Here is a 12,803-nt window from a genome sequence, read left to right as displayed (position 1 = left end):
CAGATTGTCAGAACTATAATAGAAAAGACATAGTTTTAGGATGCCATGTAGTACTATAACTACGCACCCAAAAGCTACTAATAAGCTTAAAAAGTTACAGATACTTAGTGATTTTTGAGCTCATTGGATTAGTGATAGAGAGGTAATTATCAATTAGTTTTCCCATATCATCCACCAAATACTTTTGAAAATTCCATTTTACACTAGAGCTATTTTTGCCGTTTAGGTCTTTATCTGTGAGCCATTTATACAAGGGATGCTGCTTACTTCCTTTCACATCTATCTTTGCAGTAAGCAAAAAGGTAACACCAAAATTCAACTCACAAAATTCTTGAATTTGTGAAGCATCTCCTGGTTCTTGCTGACCGAACTGATTGCATGGCAAACCAATAACGATGAGTTCCTCAGCATAGGTATCACTTAATGTTTGTAACTCTTTATATTGTTTTGTAAATCCGCATTCTGAAGCTACATTAACAAAAAGAATTTTTTTCCCTTTAAACTTTAAGAGCGAAATAGGAGTACCATCTATAGCGTTGATAGCTATATCATAAATTGATTGCCTTTTTGTTGCTGTAGAAGTACTTGGAGCTAATTTTGCTTTATCAACTGTTTTCATAACTAAATTTTAAAAGATACAATACCACAATCCATCTCAAATATCTGCCCTGAAAATGAAGCTGCTTTGTCCGATAATAAGAATGTTGCTGTTGCTGCCACTTCTTTAGGGTTTAACAATCTTTTTAATGGATGACGTTCTGTTATATTCTCAATCATTTTTTCATTACGTAATAACTTAGATGCAAGTGCTGTATCTGTTACCGTTGGAGCAATAGCATTAACTCTAATGGTTGGTGCTAGCTCTGCTCCAAGTGATTTAACCAATCCCTCAACTCCAGATTTTGATGTAGCCACACTTGCGTGAAATGGCATACCCAACTTAGAAGCGACAGTGCTAAATAACAATATTGACGGATTTTTACCTTTCTTTAATTGGGGTAAATACTTCTGTATTGATTTTACAGCTCCCAAAACATTAATTTCAAAATCGTTTTGGAAGTCATCCAAGCTTAGTCTAGAGATAGGCTTTAAATTAATACTGCCAGGGCAATATATGAGTCCATCTACTTCTTCTATATCCGGTAAATCGTCTTTTAGAATATCACACGTATGGTGGGTTACGTTCGGATGTTCCATTTCAGGAGCAGTCCGGCTAATGTTAATTATTTTATGGGCTTCAGATAACTCATTGACAATGGCATTTCCGATTCCTTTACTTCCTCCTACAATTATATATGTTTTCAATAGATGATTACTTTATTTGTTTAAATAATTTTGCAATTCCGCAATTTTATGTGGTTTATCAAACACGCCACCATAGTATGAGGTAACCGTTGCAGAGGCATCGTCTTTTACCCCACGAGAAGAAACACATAAATGCTTCGCATCAATGATAACCGCTATATCGTCTGTATCTAATATGGATTTCAAATCCATTGCTATTTGATTAGTCAATCGCTCTTGTACCTGCGGACGTTTGGCATAATACTGAACAATTCTGTTGATTTTAGAAAGCCCAATAACTTTTCCAGAGGACACGTAAGCTATGTGCGCTTGGCCAATGATTGGAACGAAGTGATGTTCGCAATTAGAATAAAATGTGATATTCTTTTCTACCAACATCTGATTGTACTTGTATTTATTTTCGAATAATGCAATCTTAGGTTTGTTATCTGGGTTAAGCCCCGAAAAGATTTCTTCAATATACATTTTAGCGACTCTGTTAGGGGTTCCCTTTAACGAATCATCCGTTAGGTCAAGTCCCATAACATCCATTATCTGAGCAAACAAATCCGAAATTTTTGTCTTTTTTTCTTTGTCTGACATTACGAACGCATCCGATTTCATTGGGGTTTCTAGCCCCGTATAAATATGATCATCCCCAATTTCATCTTCATTAAATCCATTCAGTGAATTATCTTTAGTACGGGTATTCAACATAGTTTCTTGCTGTTTCATAAAGTTTTATTTTTAGCTCTAGGCTAGCTTCTAGCTCTGGTTTAAGTATGTTATATATAACCATAGCTATATTTTCTACGGTTGGATTTAGGCTTTCAAATTCGTTTACATCTACATTTAGGTTTTTATGATCAAATCTGTTCAATATCTTATCTTTAATAAGGTCAGAAAGAAGCTTCGTATCAATCACATAACCCGTTTCAGGATTACACAATCCAATAATTTTCACTTCTAAATCATAATTATGACCATGATAACTTGGGTTATTACATTTGCCAAAAACTTGAAGGTTTTTTTCTTCACTCCAGTTATTATTGTGCAGTCTATGAGCGGCGTTAAAGTGCTCACAACGGATAATTGCAGTTTTATTCATAGGTATAATGGGCCGTAGTTATTTCAAAATTGACTCCTCTGCAAAGATATTTGTATTTTTGTTTAATATTTATCATTTATTGTTAAACAAAAATTAAAATTACTAATTTTGTAGATATCATATGTTCGCAATATATAAGTGCCTTGCGAACAAACCAGATTAAACAATACTCAGCATCGAAGGAGGCATTAGTGGTTGAACAACTACTACTCGTCTAGAGTAAAAGTGGTTTTATCCGGTTTTTATTAAAGCTTTTTATAGCGTTGGAGAAAAAGTAAAAACAACTATTATAGATACGTGTCAATTTACTTAAGACTTTTATGTATTATCGACCGCATAACTACTGGAATTTTTTATCCAATCTATTGTTAGGGTTTTTCATTGGAATTTTTAGTGAAATCCCTACTGAGAAGTAGTAAAATATTTTGAGAATGGGGTGGGATGTCTATTATCCCGCACGAATTAAGAATGCTAAATTAAAAACGTAAAATATGTTATTTGACACCAGTTATACAAGTAAAGATTATATAAAGGAAAGCAGCGCTATGGTAGGTACCCCATTTTCTTTTTTTGAAAGACTAAAAATGGGGGGTATAGGGTCTAGCAGATTAATCATAGAAGAACTAAGCCCAAAACTACAACCTAAAAATATGGAATCATTTGCTATTAATTATGCAAACATTGAATTAAGGCCTAAAGGAATTATCATACATTTTACCAATAAGTTAGACCGTTATTCATGGATAATACCACATTACCGTTTAGTTGTATATAGTACACAGACGCTAAGCATACATTCAAATGGAAATTTTATTCAGTTCAGGAAAAACAAGAACTATACAGATAACAAAAAGTTCATTCATAAAATGACGGGTTTAAAAAACAAATTTTTAAATCTGGGCTATTATGATGCTTAACTCTAAATTCTGCAGTTACTAAATAAATTGAAAATTAAAAACAGTGGAAGTGAAGAATAGGCTACTATAATTTAGCCCATACAGTGGCAACCGCAACCAAAAGCAAGCATGAAGTTAAGCTTTAAACTACAACAACATTTTACTTTTTGTTTGGATAGTTTTCTTCTCTTTGTTTTTTGTTTGAATAGAAAATATTATAAAATGTCAGCCCTATATATACAGCGAATATTACAGCTCCTACTATAAAAAATCCAATGTTCATGATGTTCTTCTTTGTCTAATTGCCAAGGCAAATAGTAATATTGTACCAGGCCAGTGCGCCGAATATTGAGCTTCCTCTTTCATACCAAATAAACCAAGCCCCACGGAGTATAGCAAACAAATAAATGCTAGAATAACTGGATACCATTTCAAAATAAAACTTTTCATCTTTTACTATTTTATGTAATTTATTATCGATTAAATTATACCACTAAGCGTACCATGTTTAAAAAATGGCCTGTGATTTAATTCTAAAATGCTTTTAAATCTGACACGAGGTTGTTATTGAACTACTGCTTCATATTTTTGTAATAATTGCATGGTAGTATATTTTAGTGCTTTTTGATGTGTCGCTTCTAAAACGACTAATGGTGCTTTACCAGCACGCTCCGCTTCCAACCAACGAGATATGCATAAACACCATTTTGATCCAGGTTTTAAGCCCGGAAAGCCCCAGTGTGGTATAGGCGTGGAAAGGTCATTCCCTTGAGATTTTGTAAATTCTAAAAATTCTTGAGTCAGTATAGCACACAATACGTGCGTGCCAGAATCTTCTTGAATAGTTCTACAATATCCATCCCTGAAATATCCTGTAGCAGGATTCTCACAACAAGGCACTAAAATTGTTCCGAGAACATTTAAATCATTGCTTTTAAGCATGCTTATATTCCTGAATCAGGTCTTCCTTTCAGTCGTATATCAATTCTCTTTTTTTTGACTGTAAGCCTCTTCATAACATCCATTAAGGATGAATCTTTTGTCTTCTTATAAATCTCGTTAATTGCTAATACAAGCCGTTTTGCTTCCCTTGACGCCGTCACCCTATCACTTGTAGACATGTGACTCATTTTGGCTTTTTCAAAGATTGATGCTTCATGTAGAATATCCATATATTTATTTTGTTTAATATTATGCAAATATAATTAAACAAAAAGGTTAACTTTCTTAAAAAAAGACTAATTATGCTATTGAAAAATACTGTTAAAAAAAAGATAATTCGCACAGCTATTGTATATGCCATGGGGCTTACTGTAAAAATAGCACAATCAAGAACCCTAAAATTTTCAAAATCCTGTAGCTGCAAAAAGTAAAAAAAGTTCGTTGTTATTTCACATAGCTTTTTAAATATTGTTTTATTTAGTACGTTTTAACAAGAACATGTATGCTAATCAGGCTTCAATTTTTAATGCCTGTATGCCAAGAATAGTCGCACTGGTTATTGCATAGTGCCGTATGTTTAAATTGCCTCTGTCATTATAAAATCAATATTAATTTTTTTTCATTTTAAGTAGTTGCTGGTATTAAAAATCAGACTCCTCCCCTGTGCTTAATTTGACACGCAGGAAAATGGAGGAATATTATTTAGGGTATCCATGTAGTTACAAATGCCCTAAAAAATACGCCCTCACTTAAAGACTAGTATTATGAAAACTGGCGTATTTGAAAGTCGTACTCATAGAGACCACCGCCCTCCTCACTTTTCATCATTAGGCTATTTAGCCCATGCTGACGGATGACTAGATACCGAAGAAGAAAAATATTATTGGACTTTGCAAAAAGAATTGTTGTTCGCAAAGAGGACTATACGAACATGATGGACAATCCTGTACAATAACAAAAGTTTCCAATTCGGAAGCGCGATTACGTTACATCCTTGGCAGGTTCAAGGTAATTTTTGTAATCTATGATTTTGATAATCGCGAAAGAAGATTCGTTTATAGATATACCCTTCCATTGGCTTTTAGGAAAACCATGGTTAGAAACATCGTAAACCGATTTATAGCTATGTTTCGTAGTACATTTAATTTTAAAGACTACACCCATTTGTTCCGATGATTATAAACTCTAAATTTAAGGCATAAAGGCTGTTTTTATCGTACAATACTTCATTTTGATGGATACGCTTACCTTTCAATTTGGTATTTTTAGCCTCCAATTATATATCCCGTGGGATTACCCGGAGAAAACTATTACGAAATGGGAATTACTTCCAAAAGTGCAATCGCTAAAGGAGACGGCACCTTTACTATAGACCATGTTACGGTCTCCGAACCCGAATCAGACGAAGTACTGGTCCAACTAAAAGCTGCGGGGCTTTGCCATACAGATTACGATTCGCTCTCTTGGGGTAAACCTATAGTTATGGGACATGAGGGTGCAGGTATTGTTACCGCCATTGGCTCAGCCGTACGTCATGTTGCCGTGGGTGATTCCGTCATCTTAAATTGGGCGACACCGTGCAGAAGCTGTTTCCAGTGCAACCTAGGTAATGAGCATATTTGTGAAAATAATTCGCCCGTGGTTGCAGGGGGAAATGGCTATACGAAAGGCCATGCGCATTTGGAGGGCACCCAATACCAAGGCAAACCCATTGAACGCTCTTTCAATATCGGCACCCTGTCGGAATATACTTTGGTAAAAGCATCGGCGGTAGTGAAAATTCCGCTGGATACGATTTCCTTTGCTGCTGCGAGTATTATCAGTTGTGGCGTAATGACAGGCTACGGTTCTGTGATCAATATCGCAAAAGTAGTTGCGGGAAGTTCCGTGGTCGTTCTTGGAACAGGAGGCGTGGGCCTTAGTGTGGTGCAAGGGGCAAAAATCTCTAAAGCAACTAAAATCATCGCCATAGATATCAATGAAAAACGTTTGGTCATGGCCAAGCAATTCGGAGCTACGCACACCATTATAGCTAATAAGGCGGACAAAGGATTATTACATGTAGCAGAAAAAGTAAAAAAACTGACCGAAGGCCGTGGTGCGGACTATGCCTTTGAATGTACCGCAGTACCAGAACTAGGTGCCGCACCTTTAGCTATGATTCGCAATGCGGGCACGGCAATACAAGTGAGCGGTATTGAACAGGAAATTTCGTTTGACATGAACCTGTTTGAGTGGGACAAAATATATATTAATCCGCTTTATGGTGGCTGCCGACCCGAGCAGGATTTTCCTAAAATTCTAAACCATTATAAATCTGGTGAGCTGCAACTGGAAGAGATGGTTACAAAAACCTATACGTTGGAAGAATTACCACTAGCCTTCGAAGCTATGCGCTCTGGTAAAAATGCCAAAGGCGTAATCACTTTTTAAATGGAGAAACACTTTAGAACCACAGAACTTTCCAATCCTGCTTTTGAAAGCAATAACCTTCGTTTTATAACGGTAAAAAGTAAACATCTAAAAGGAAGGGGTGATATCTGTGTGTTTGTTCCACCATTACAAAATCTTACAGCTATTCCTTTGGTCATTTTGTTACACGGCGTGTATGGCAGTGCTTGGTCATGGTCGCAACAAGGGGGTGTGCACATAGCCGCGTGGGAACTTATGAAAAAGGGAGCCATAGAACCCATGGTTATTGCCATGCCTTCGGACGGACTCTGGGGAGATGGTTCTGGATATGTACCACACAGCGAAAGAGATTTTGAACAATGGATTGTGGAAGATGTACCGGAAGCGGTAAGGCAAAATATTTCTGCGGTTAATGACCAGTCGCCTTTATGTATAGCCGGACTTTCCATGGGCGGCTTTGGAGCCTTGCGGTTGGGATTAAAGTACGCTAATACATTTCGAGGCATCTCTGCACATTCCTCCATTACACATCTGAATCAAATGGCACTTTTTGTAGAAGAGGAATTGAATAATTGTACTCAAACCAATATCCAAGAAGATTCTATTTTGGGTATACTAGACAACCGTTCGGGCAAACTACCTAAAATTCGTTTTGATTGTGGTACCGAAGATCCGTTGCTAGAACACAACAGGATGCTACACCAAGCACTTGAAAAACGAAACATACCACATGTATATCAAGAGTTTATAGGCGGCCATGACTGGTTGTATTGGCAAAAACACGTTGTAGATACGTTGCACTTTTTTGATAGCAACCCCTAGTAGATTCATGCAGTTTTACGTTCAACGTATATGGCGTTGTAATCTAACAGCATTACAGCATACACCTAAAGGTTTAAAAACTGACGTCGATAATCTCAACATAACGTGGGTTTACCGCAGCAACCTTTATGCTATGACCCGTTGAAATAATAGGCACCGACTTCTTACCATAAATAAGTATCGCAAAAACAAACTTCACCATCACGAATCAAGTTTTACATCTTAAAGCTCCTGGTCTTAGCAAGGAGCCAAGCAGGGCAACGTATTTCTTTGCCCTGCTTGGCTCCTATTTTAAGGGTGTTTGCATCTTTTAAACTCGCAGGTTTGGACAAGAGTATAGCATAAAAAACTAGTTCCTTTTGGATACCAACCGATTTGATGTGTTTAGCGTCCTGAATGAATCCATCGGTAATGCCAAACAGGTGGGTAAGTGCTCCGACGGAATACCGCTTATTTGTAAAGTGTTTTACTAAAAATTCCATATCTTTTTTTAGCTTAAGGTCCTTTTTTATGTTTTCGCTTTTTTTTAAATAATCTGAAAAGAATCACCAATAATAGCCTCAAGGATAATGGCTACAATTACACCTCAGCTGCCATCAGTTATATCTACAAATTACAGTTGACCAATGCGTGGTTATTGTATCCTGGCATTACAGCTGGGTATGGCAATTATAACTTTAATTTCAACAATATTACCTTTCAGGACCAAATAAACATCTTTTCAGGTCAAATTAGTGCAAATCCTATTGATCCAACAGCAGCGTCCAGAAGTATTGGTTTTTTAGATTTGGGTGCCTCGGTGATGCTACACAACGATTTAAATATGGTCTTTGGGCTATCGGCAAAACACCTGAATCAACCCAGGTTATCCTCAGAGGAAAGTGAAGATAATGTCAATCAAAAAATGCTAATCACGGGCCAGTTTGGCTACGAATTAAACATCAACCCCTATTCGCAGTCGCAATTACCGGAATACTCCTATCTCTATTTATTTAACGCCGTATCCGTTCAGGGAGCCAGTACCCGTTTCGATTTTTATCAAGATGTACAATTGGGTAATATTAGCTTTGGTATAAACGAGCATTTTAGTTTTATGGAAGCGGCCTCCTTTTCCCAAATAGGGGTTGCCACCAGCATTACTCTAGAAACCCTTGACTTTGGTTTAAACTACAGCGTCCCTATTGGAAATGAAGCACAGCTCTTCGTGCCCAACGCACTGGAACTGTTCCTCACCTTTGATATCTCTAGATTCAAAGAGCGTGGCAGAAAGGATTATAGTAAGTTCTACGAATAGGGAATTGTTTTACTTGGAGTCGAAACGTGATTAATTCTTTTAGAAGCAGACTTTAAAAATACAGCAGACCTTGATAGTTGCTATTTGTTCATCTCCTAACCCCATTGTTTAATAGATACCTGTTAACCATATTATATGTAGCTCTTTACAAAAAGCAGATTTTGTAAAGAGCTATGGTTTTGAAGTATTTGGTATTGGTTACAGTGACTCTGGTTTCAGTTAAGATTCATTTGATAGTTTATTTCTTCTTTTGGATTTTTAAGGACATAGTATTCCTCCTTATTATTGAACAAAAACTTAAGCTCTAACAACTCTTCTTTGTTCAGAATAATCGTCATACAACTATCACCCATGGGAATAGGTATTTTTCTTTTGTGTACTGAATTTTCATATTTTTTTTCAATCTGGTCACCATCTAAATCAGCGATATACTCTAAAAAAGCATTGTATTCTTCTGGGTAGAAATCAAAGCATAGGTTATTGAAAATAACCCGTGCCATTTCACAACTTTCGAACCAATAGATAATACCATTTGGAGTAGAGTTTAAAATTTTAAAATTAGGGCACATATTTTATGTATTTGAAACAAATATAATTAACTATTTTTAATTAATCTAAATAACAATAGTTAATTATATTTGCCACATCATACCAAGTACCTCGGTAAACAATGGCGCTAATTTTAATACTATTTGGATGGCTTATTGGCTACGGAAAGTCGCGGTATTTCCCAGCACATGGTTTCGCTTTGGGAACCCAACTACAGAAACAAAAAAAGATAAGCCGCATTATGGGCTATCTCCTTTTTTTAGTGGCCTATATGCTATTGACCAAGCAATTTGGTTGGGGAACAGCCATCGTCATTTTTTTTTCACTACACATATTCGCATTGTGCTTGCTTTTGATTGTGCTATCGCTTCATAGAAAATACGGCTACGTTTTAGGGGCATTCATTCTTTTAGTCATCCTCATTGAAAACATGTTATAATGCCTGCAAACAAAAAATACGTATCAAGTAAAGGTCAAAGAGTCCTTAAGATTACTGCTGGTATTTTGGGAGGGTATGTTTTAACTGTACTTTTTCATAATGCCGTGGGAAGCTTTTTAGAAGAAAAGGGAGGACTCATCATCACCACGGCTTATTCATCGTTTATTTTGTGGGCTATCCTTATGGTTCTTGCCTTTTTATCGAAGAATGGTTGGAAGGTATGGGGCATCTACGTACTGCTAAGTGTAGTTTTTTCCATCCTAATTTTTATATCCAAGTAATATCGAATTCCAAAAAAACCATGAAGCTAAAAGCACTTAAGCCCAGGTTACATAATGTTATGTTTCATACCCATACCGTTTCGGGTATCGTGATAAGCTTTGCACTATTCGTGTGTTTCTATGCTGGGGCAGTAGCGCTATTTATGGATGAAATATACAGATGGGAAAACCCTAAAGCTCGATTTGAAGCCCCAAATCCTGATGGTATAGATTATGACAAAGTTTTACATAGCACCAGGCTGAACGCTCCAAACCTTGACCTTAGCAAACGTTTTAGTTTTACACCTCCGAACGAGCAAAACCCCTTTATTTGGTTCTACGGGAACCTAACTACCGACAAAGAAAAATCGGAGCGTTTCCAAGCCAGTATCAACCCACATACCTACAAAGTGACCCCTTTTAAGGAACCGAAAACCCATATGATTCGAACCATTTATGAACTGCACTATTTTAGACAGCTACCCGTCATTGGTATCTATCTTTCCGGTTTTGTAGCTTTTTTCTTTTTGTTTGCCATTTTTACGGGAATTTTGACACACTGGAAAAATATCATAACCAAATTTTATGCATTCACGACTAAGGGGAATTGGAAACAGATATGGATTAATAGCCATACCTCTTTAGGGGTTATAGTGCTGCCCTTTCAAATAACATATGCCGTTACGGGGGCATTATTAGGACTATCCATTCTTCTGTTGGCTCCAAGTGCCTACCTACTGTTTGACGGTGACACCAATGAAATTATAAAAGCAGTTAAACCAGACTCGGCCATACCCTATGATGAAGATGCCCAAGCACTTGAAAATGGCGTTAGCTTTAACCGTATTATACAAGCTATTTCTGCCAAGTATCCGGATAAAAAAATCACTTTTATCACCACGAATAAATTTAATAAGGAAGACGGTACGATAGCTGTTAGCGTAGATGACAAGACTGGTATTTCGGGTGATGGTATCTTTGTTTACGGTCGTAAAGATGGGAAGCTCTTGGAGGCGGTTGTGCCCGATAACAAATCATATGCGAAAGGTGTTTACGGTGTTTTGAAAAAGCTTCATTATGCTACCTACGGAGGTATTTTTTTAAAAATTATCTATTTTATTTTAGCCATGATAACCTGTTATATCATTATTAGTGGGATTATGATTTGGCGCACTGCCCGCGATAATCTAAAATACACTCAAAAGCAACGGGCGTTTCATCATAGGGTAACCAAAGTGAATTTGGCGATTTGCTTGTCCATGTTTCCTGCCATAGCACTTATTTTTATTATAAATAAAGTGGTTCCAATGGCATTAGAAAATCGAATTTTGTATGTGAACTCTATGTTCTTTTTGGGTTGGTTATTATTGTCCTTAGCTGGTTTATCCTGGAACGACTATCGAAAACTAAATCGAAACTATATACTCCTTGGCAGCGGGCTGGGTCTTTTAATCCCAATTATAAACGGAGTAGTAACCCGTGATTGGATATGGAAGACGCTAAGTAAAGGGCAATACTATGTGTTTAGTGTTGATGCCACTTGGCTCGTTATTGGGGTTTCAGGATTGCTCATTTGTCGCTATTATTTACAAAAAAAATGGTGCAGAAGGTACTTCCAAAAAAATGAAAATTAACCAATTTGATAAAAGAACGTACTCCTTTGTATCACCGTATTTCTGAGCCGATCAATAAAACATCCTCGATGAAAATTACTAGGTTGATTTTACTGGTTGACGGCGTTAATTCAGTAATAAATCAAACAATAATAGGAAAGGGAAGCTTATTTGCAAGCACCTAAGAGAACGTTTCTTACGGCTTTTTAAGTTTTCTGTACTACTTCAAAAGTGTACTTTATTACTGCGCTGTTTGAAAGTAACCTATAAAAAGAATTAATACCCGTTAAAATATTCAACGATTACCAAAAGATTCATTTTTTGTTTTGGCGCTATTTTCTCTTGTCGTGGCAAAGAAACCAGTAAATAGTAATGTCATTGGCAGTGTTGGCCTTCTTCGCTTCATTAGGGTCTTTAACTACCCCTATGAATACTACCGAATACCCTTCTTATTTTTAAACAATCTAAATTCAAATTACTGATAATCAGTTATTTAAATTGTTTCTAAGCCTTGATGCTTGTAGTTTCGTATAGAATCTAAAAATATATTGTTATGTCTATAAGATTAGGAAACAGTTGCATCAATTGCGACAATTTAATGGAAGGTAATACTTGTAAAGTACACAGTGTACAAGTAGGAAACAGCTATACGTGTGACAGCTTTGAAATGAAAGCTGCGCTCAAAGTCGAAGCGGACTGCGTAACATGCATACGATTTGAAGCAAGTGATTGTGCAAACCCACAAAAAGCTGCACCAGGAATGTCCTGTAACCATTGGGCACCACAGAAAGCATCAGCTTAAATACTGTCAAAAATATAATGTAAGAAGTCGGCCTTAATCGCCGACTTTTTACATTTTAAAGAATACGCCTCACAACCGCTTTTTCTGCCTCCTTTTTTGTTCCGTCAAAACCTTCGACCCCTCCAACGGTAGTATATTTAAGTACGTATTTTTTATCTGGATTGATGATATTATATGCAAACTGACACATAACGGCCGCCTCATGGAAACCCGATAGAATCAGCTTCAATTTACCTTCGTAGGTATTGACATCACCAATGGCGAATATTCCGGGAATATTGGTGCCGTAATCTTTGGCATTATTTACTTTAATTGCATTTTTTTCGATTTCCAAGCCCCAATTGGCTATTGGACCAAGCTTTGGGGAAAGCCCGAAAAGGGG

The 12,803-nt window shown here is 36.7% G+C and carries 17 protein-coding genes and 1 pseudogene; 8 read left to right on the top strand and 10 right to left on the bottom strand.

Going from position 1 to position 12,803, the window contains the following annotated elements; all coding sequences use genetic code 11:
* Window positions 1-94 precede the first annotated feature (94 nt).
* The 4 genes from Q360_RS0110830 to Q360_RS0110815 are packed head-to-tail and all read right to left on the bottom strand — an operon-like array spanning window position 95 to window position 2,392.
* Entirely contained in the window at window positions 95-619 is a 525-nt protein-coding gene (locus Q360_RS0110830) for a glutathione peroxidase (protein WP_027077118.1), read from the bottom strand.
* 2 nt (window positions 620-621) lie between these two features.
* Complete coding sequence (locus tag Q360_RS0110825) at window positions 622-1,305, bottom strand: SDR family NAD(P)-dependent oxidoreductase (RefSeq protein ID WP_027077117.1); 684 nt, start codon at window positions 1,303-1,305, stop codon at window positions 622-624.
* A gap of 12 nt (window positions 1,306-1,317) precedes the next feature.
* Complete coding sequence (gene folE, locus Q360_RS0110820) at window positions 1,318-2,019, bottom strand: GTP cyclohydrolase I FolE (RefSeq protein WP_027077116.1); 702 nt, start codon at window positions 2,017-2,019, stop codon at window positions 1,318-1,320.
* Window positions 1,982-2,392 (bottom strand): 6-pyruvoyl trahydropterin synthase family protein, encoded by a 411-nt coding sequence (locus Q360_RS0110815; RefSeq protein ID WP_027077115.1) that lies wholly within the window; start codon window positions 2,390-2,392, stop codon window positions 1,982-1,984. Before Q360_RS0110815 ends, folE begins: the two co-directional genes overlap by 38 nt.
* Window positions 2,393-2,883: 491 nt before the next feature.
* On the opposite strand from Q360_RS0110815, the gene Q360_RS0110810 reads away from it, so the two are divergent.
* On the top strand, window positions 2,884-3,309 hold the full coding sequence (locus Q360_RS0110810; protein WP_027077114.1) for a hypothetical protein: 426 nt from the start codon (window positions 2,884-2,886) through the stop codon (window positions 3,307-3,309).
* A 543-nt stretch (window positions 3,310-3,852) separates the two neighbouring features.
* Here Q360_RS0110810 and Q360_RS0110795 read toward each other — a convergent pair.
* Window positions 3,853-4,230: a DUF2237 family protein gene (locus Q360_RS0110795; protein WP_036195694.1), complete on the bottom strand. Its 378-nt coding sequence runs from the start codon at window positions 4,228-4,230 to the stop codon at window positions 3,853-3,855.
* Window positions 4,231-4,232: 2 nt separating this feature from the next.
* On the bottom strand, window positions 4,233-4,460 hold the full coding sequence (locus Q360_RS0110790) for a hypothetical protein (protein WP_027077112.1): 228 nt from the start codon (window positions 4,458-4,460) through the stop codon (window positions 4,233-4,235).
* Between the two features lie 1,087 nt (window positions 4,461-5,547).
* Here Q360_RS0110790 and Q360_RS0110780 point away from each other — a divergent pair.
* The gene (locus Q360_RS0110780; RefSeq protein WP_027077110.1) at window positions 5,548-6,663 is read left to right on the top strand and encodes an alcohol dehydrogenase catalytic domain-containing protein; all 1,116 of its coding nucleotides are present in this window, start codon (window positions 5,548-5,550) and stop codon (window positions 6,661-6,663) included.
* Window positions 6,664-7,464: an alpha/beta hydrolase gene (locus Q360_RS0110775; RefSeq protein WP_027077109.1), complete on the top strand. Its 801-nt coding sequence runs from the start codon at window positions 6,664-6,666 to the stop codon at window positions 7,462-7,464.
* A 73-nt stretch (window positions 7,465-7,537) separates the two neighbouring features.
* Here the strand turns inward: Q360_RS0110775 and Q360_RS26975 are convergent, their stop codons facing one another.
* Both Q360_RS26975 and Q360_RS0110770 read right to left on the bottom strand, forming a co-directional pair.
* On the bottom strand, window positions 7,538-7,669 hold the full coding sequence (locus Q360_RS26975) for a hypothetical protein (RefSeq protein ID WP_262493215.1): 132 nt from the start codon (window positions 7,667-7,669) through the stop codon (window positions 7,538-7,540).
* Between the two features lie 10 nt (window positions 7,670-7,679).
* Complete coding sequence (locus Q360_RS0110770) at window positions 7,680-7,946, bottom strand: hypothetical protein (protein WP_027077108.1); 267 nt, start codon at window positions 7,944-7,946, stop codon at window positions 7,680-7,682.
* Window positions 7,947-7,999: 53 nt separating this feature from the next.
* Between Q360_RS0110770 and Q360_RS0110765 the strand changes: the two genes are divergently transcribed.
* Window positions 8,000-8,758 carry a type IX secretion system membrane protein PorP/SprF gene (locus tag Q360_RS0110765; RefSeq protein WP_084273414.1) on the top strand — a complete coding sequence of 253 codons (759 nt, stop codon included), beginning with the start codon at window positions 8,000-8,002 and terminating at the stop codon, window positions 8,756-8,758.
* 215 nt (window positions 8,759-8,973) lie between these two features.
* Here Q360_RS0110765 and Q360_RS24670 read toward each other — a convergent pair whose 3' ends face one another.
* Complete coding sequence (locus Q360_RS24670; RefSeq protein ID WP_051554665.1) at window positions 8,974-9,327, bottom strand: DUF6686 family protein; 354 nt, start codon at window positions 9,325-9,327, stop codon at window positions 8,974-8,976.
* A gap of 101 nt (window positions 9,328-9,428) precedes the next feature.
* On the opposite strand from Q360_RS24670, the gene Q360_RS0110755 reads away from it, so the two are divergent.
* From Q360_RS0110755 to Q360_RS0110740, 4 genes are all read left to right on the top strand, one after another.
* Window positions 9,429-9,746, top strand: a complete 318-nt coding sequence (locus Q360_RS0110755; protein WP_027077106.1) for a hypothetical protein — start codon at window positions 9,429-9,431, stop codon at window positions 9,744-9,746.
* Window positions 9,746-10,027, top strand: coding sequence for a hypothetical protein (locus tag Q360_RS0110750; protein ID WP_027077105.1), 282 nt, complete (start codon window positions 9,746-9,748; stop codon window positions 10,025-10,027). The genes Q360_RS0110755 and Q360_RS0110750 overlap by 1 nt, the downstream gene beginning before the upstream one ends.
* A 20-nt stretch (window positions 10,028-10,047) precedes the next feature.
* Complete coding sequence (locus tag Q360_RS0110745; RefSeq protein WP_027077104.1) at window positions 10,048-11,640, top strand: PepSY-associated TM helix domain-containing protein; 1,593 nt, start codon at window positions 10,048-10,050, stop codon at window positions 11,638-11,640.
* A 532-nt stretch (window positions 11,641-12,172) separates the two neighbouring features.
* Window positions 12,173-12,421: a hypothetical protein gene (locus Q360_RS0110740; protein ID WP_027077103.1), complete on the top strand. Its 249-nt coding sequence runs from the start codon at window positions 12,173-12,175 to the stop codon at window positions 12,419-12,421.
* A 55-nt stretch (window positions 12,422-12,476) separates the two neighbouring features.
* Here Q360_RS0110740 and Q360_RS22975 read toward each other — a convergent pair.
* A pseudogene (locus Q360_RS22975) lies at window positions 12,477-12,803 on the bottom strand (ferredoxin--NADP(+) reductase); the annotation flags it as partial.

It is taken from the genome of Maribacter antarcticus DSM 21422, from assembly GCF_000621125.1.
Lineage (GTDB): Bacteria > Bacteroidota > Bacteroidia > Flavobacteriales > Flavobacteriaceae > Maribacter > Maribacter antarcticus.
This window is presented reverse-complemented; position numbering and strand designations above follow the sequence as displayed.

What these genes read in the sequence shown, in the direction of transcription:
- Q360_RS0110745 (WP_027077104.1), top strand. Translation starts at nt 10,048, where the DNA reads ATGAAGCTAAAAGCACTTAAGCCCAGGTTACATAATGTTATGTTTCAT.
- Q360_RS0110770 (WP_027077108.1), bottom strand. Translation starts at nt 7,946, where the DNA reads ATGGAATTTTTAGTAAAACACTTTACAAATAAGCGGTATTCCGTCGGA.
- Q360_RS0110790 (WP_027077112.1), bottom strand. Translation starts at nt 4,460, where the DNA reads ATGGATATTCTACATGAAGCATCAATCTTTGAAAAAGCCAAAATGAGT.
- Q360_RS0110750 (WP_027077105.1), top strand. Translation starts at nt 9,746, where the DNA reads ATGCCTGCAAACAAAAAATACGTATCAAGTAAAGGTCAAAGAGTCCTT.
- Q360_RS0110830 (WP_027077118.1), bottom strand. Translation starts at nt 619, where the DNA reads ATGAAAACAGTTGATAAAGCAAAATTAGCTCCAAGTACTTCTACAGCA.
- Q360_RS0110810 (WP_027077114.1), top strand. Translation starts at nt 2,884, where the DNA reads ATGTTATTTGACACCAGTTATACAAGTAAAGATTATATAAAGGAAAGC.
- Q360_RS24670 (WP_051554665.1), bottom strand. Translation starts at nt 9,327, where the DNA reads ATGTGCCCTAATTTTAAAATTTTAAACTCTACTCCAAATGGTATTATC.
- Q360_RS0110740 (WP_027077103.1), top strand. Translation starts at nt 12,173, where the DNA reads ATGTCTATAAGATTAGGAAACAGTTGCATCAATTGCGACAATTTAATG.
- Q360_RS0110780 (WP_027077110.1), top strand. Translation starts at nt 5,548, where the DNA reads ATGGGAATTACTTCCAAAAGTGCAATCGCTAAAGGAGACGGCACCTTT.
- Q360_RS0110795 (WP_036195694.1), bottom strand. Translation starts at nt 4,230, where the DNA reads ATGCTTAAAAGCAATGATTTAAATGTTCTCGGAACAATTTTAGTGCCT.
- Q360_RS0110815 (WP_027077115.1), bottom strand. Translation starts at nt 2,392, where the DNA reads ATGAATAAAACTGCAATTATCCGTTGTGAGCACTTTAACGCCGCTCAT.
- Q360_RS0110755 (WP_027077106.1), top strand. Translation starts at nt 9,429, where the DNA reads ATGGCGCTAATTTTAATACTATTTGGATGGCTTATTGGCTACGGAAAG.
- Q360_RS0110775 (WP_027077109.1), top strand. Translation starts at nt 6,664, where the DNA reads ATGGAGAAACACTTTAGAACCACAGAACTTTCCAATCCTGCTTTTGAA.
- folE (WP_027077116.1), bottom strand. Translation starts at nt 2,019, where the DNA reads ATGAAACAGCAAGAAACTATGTTGAATACCCGTACTAAAGATAATTCA.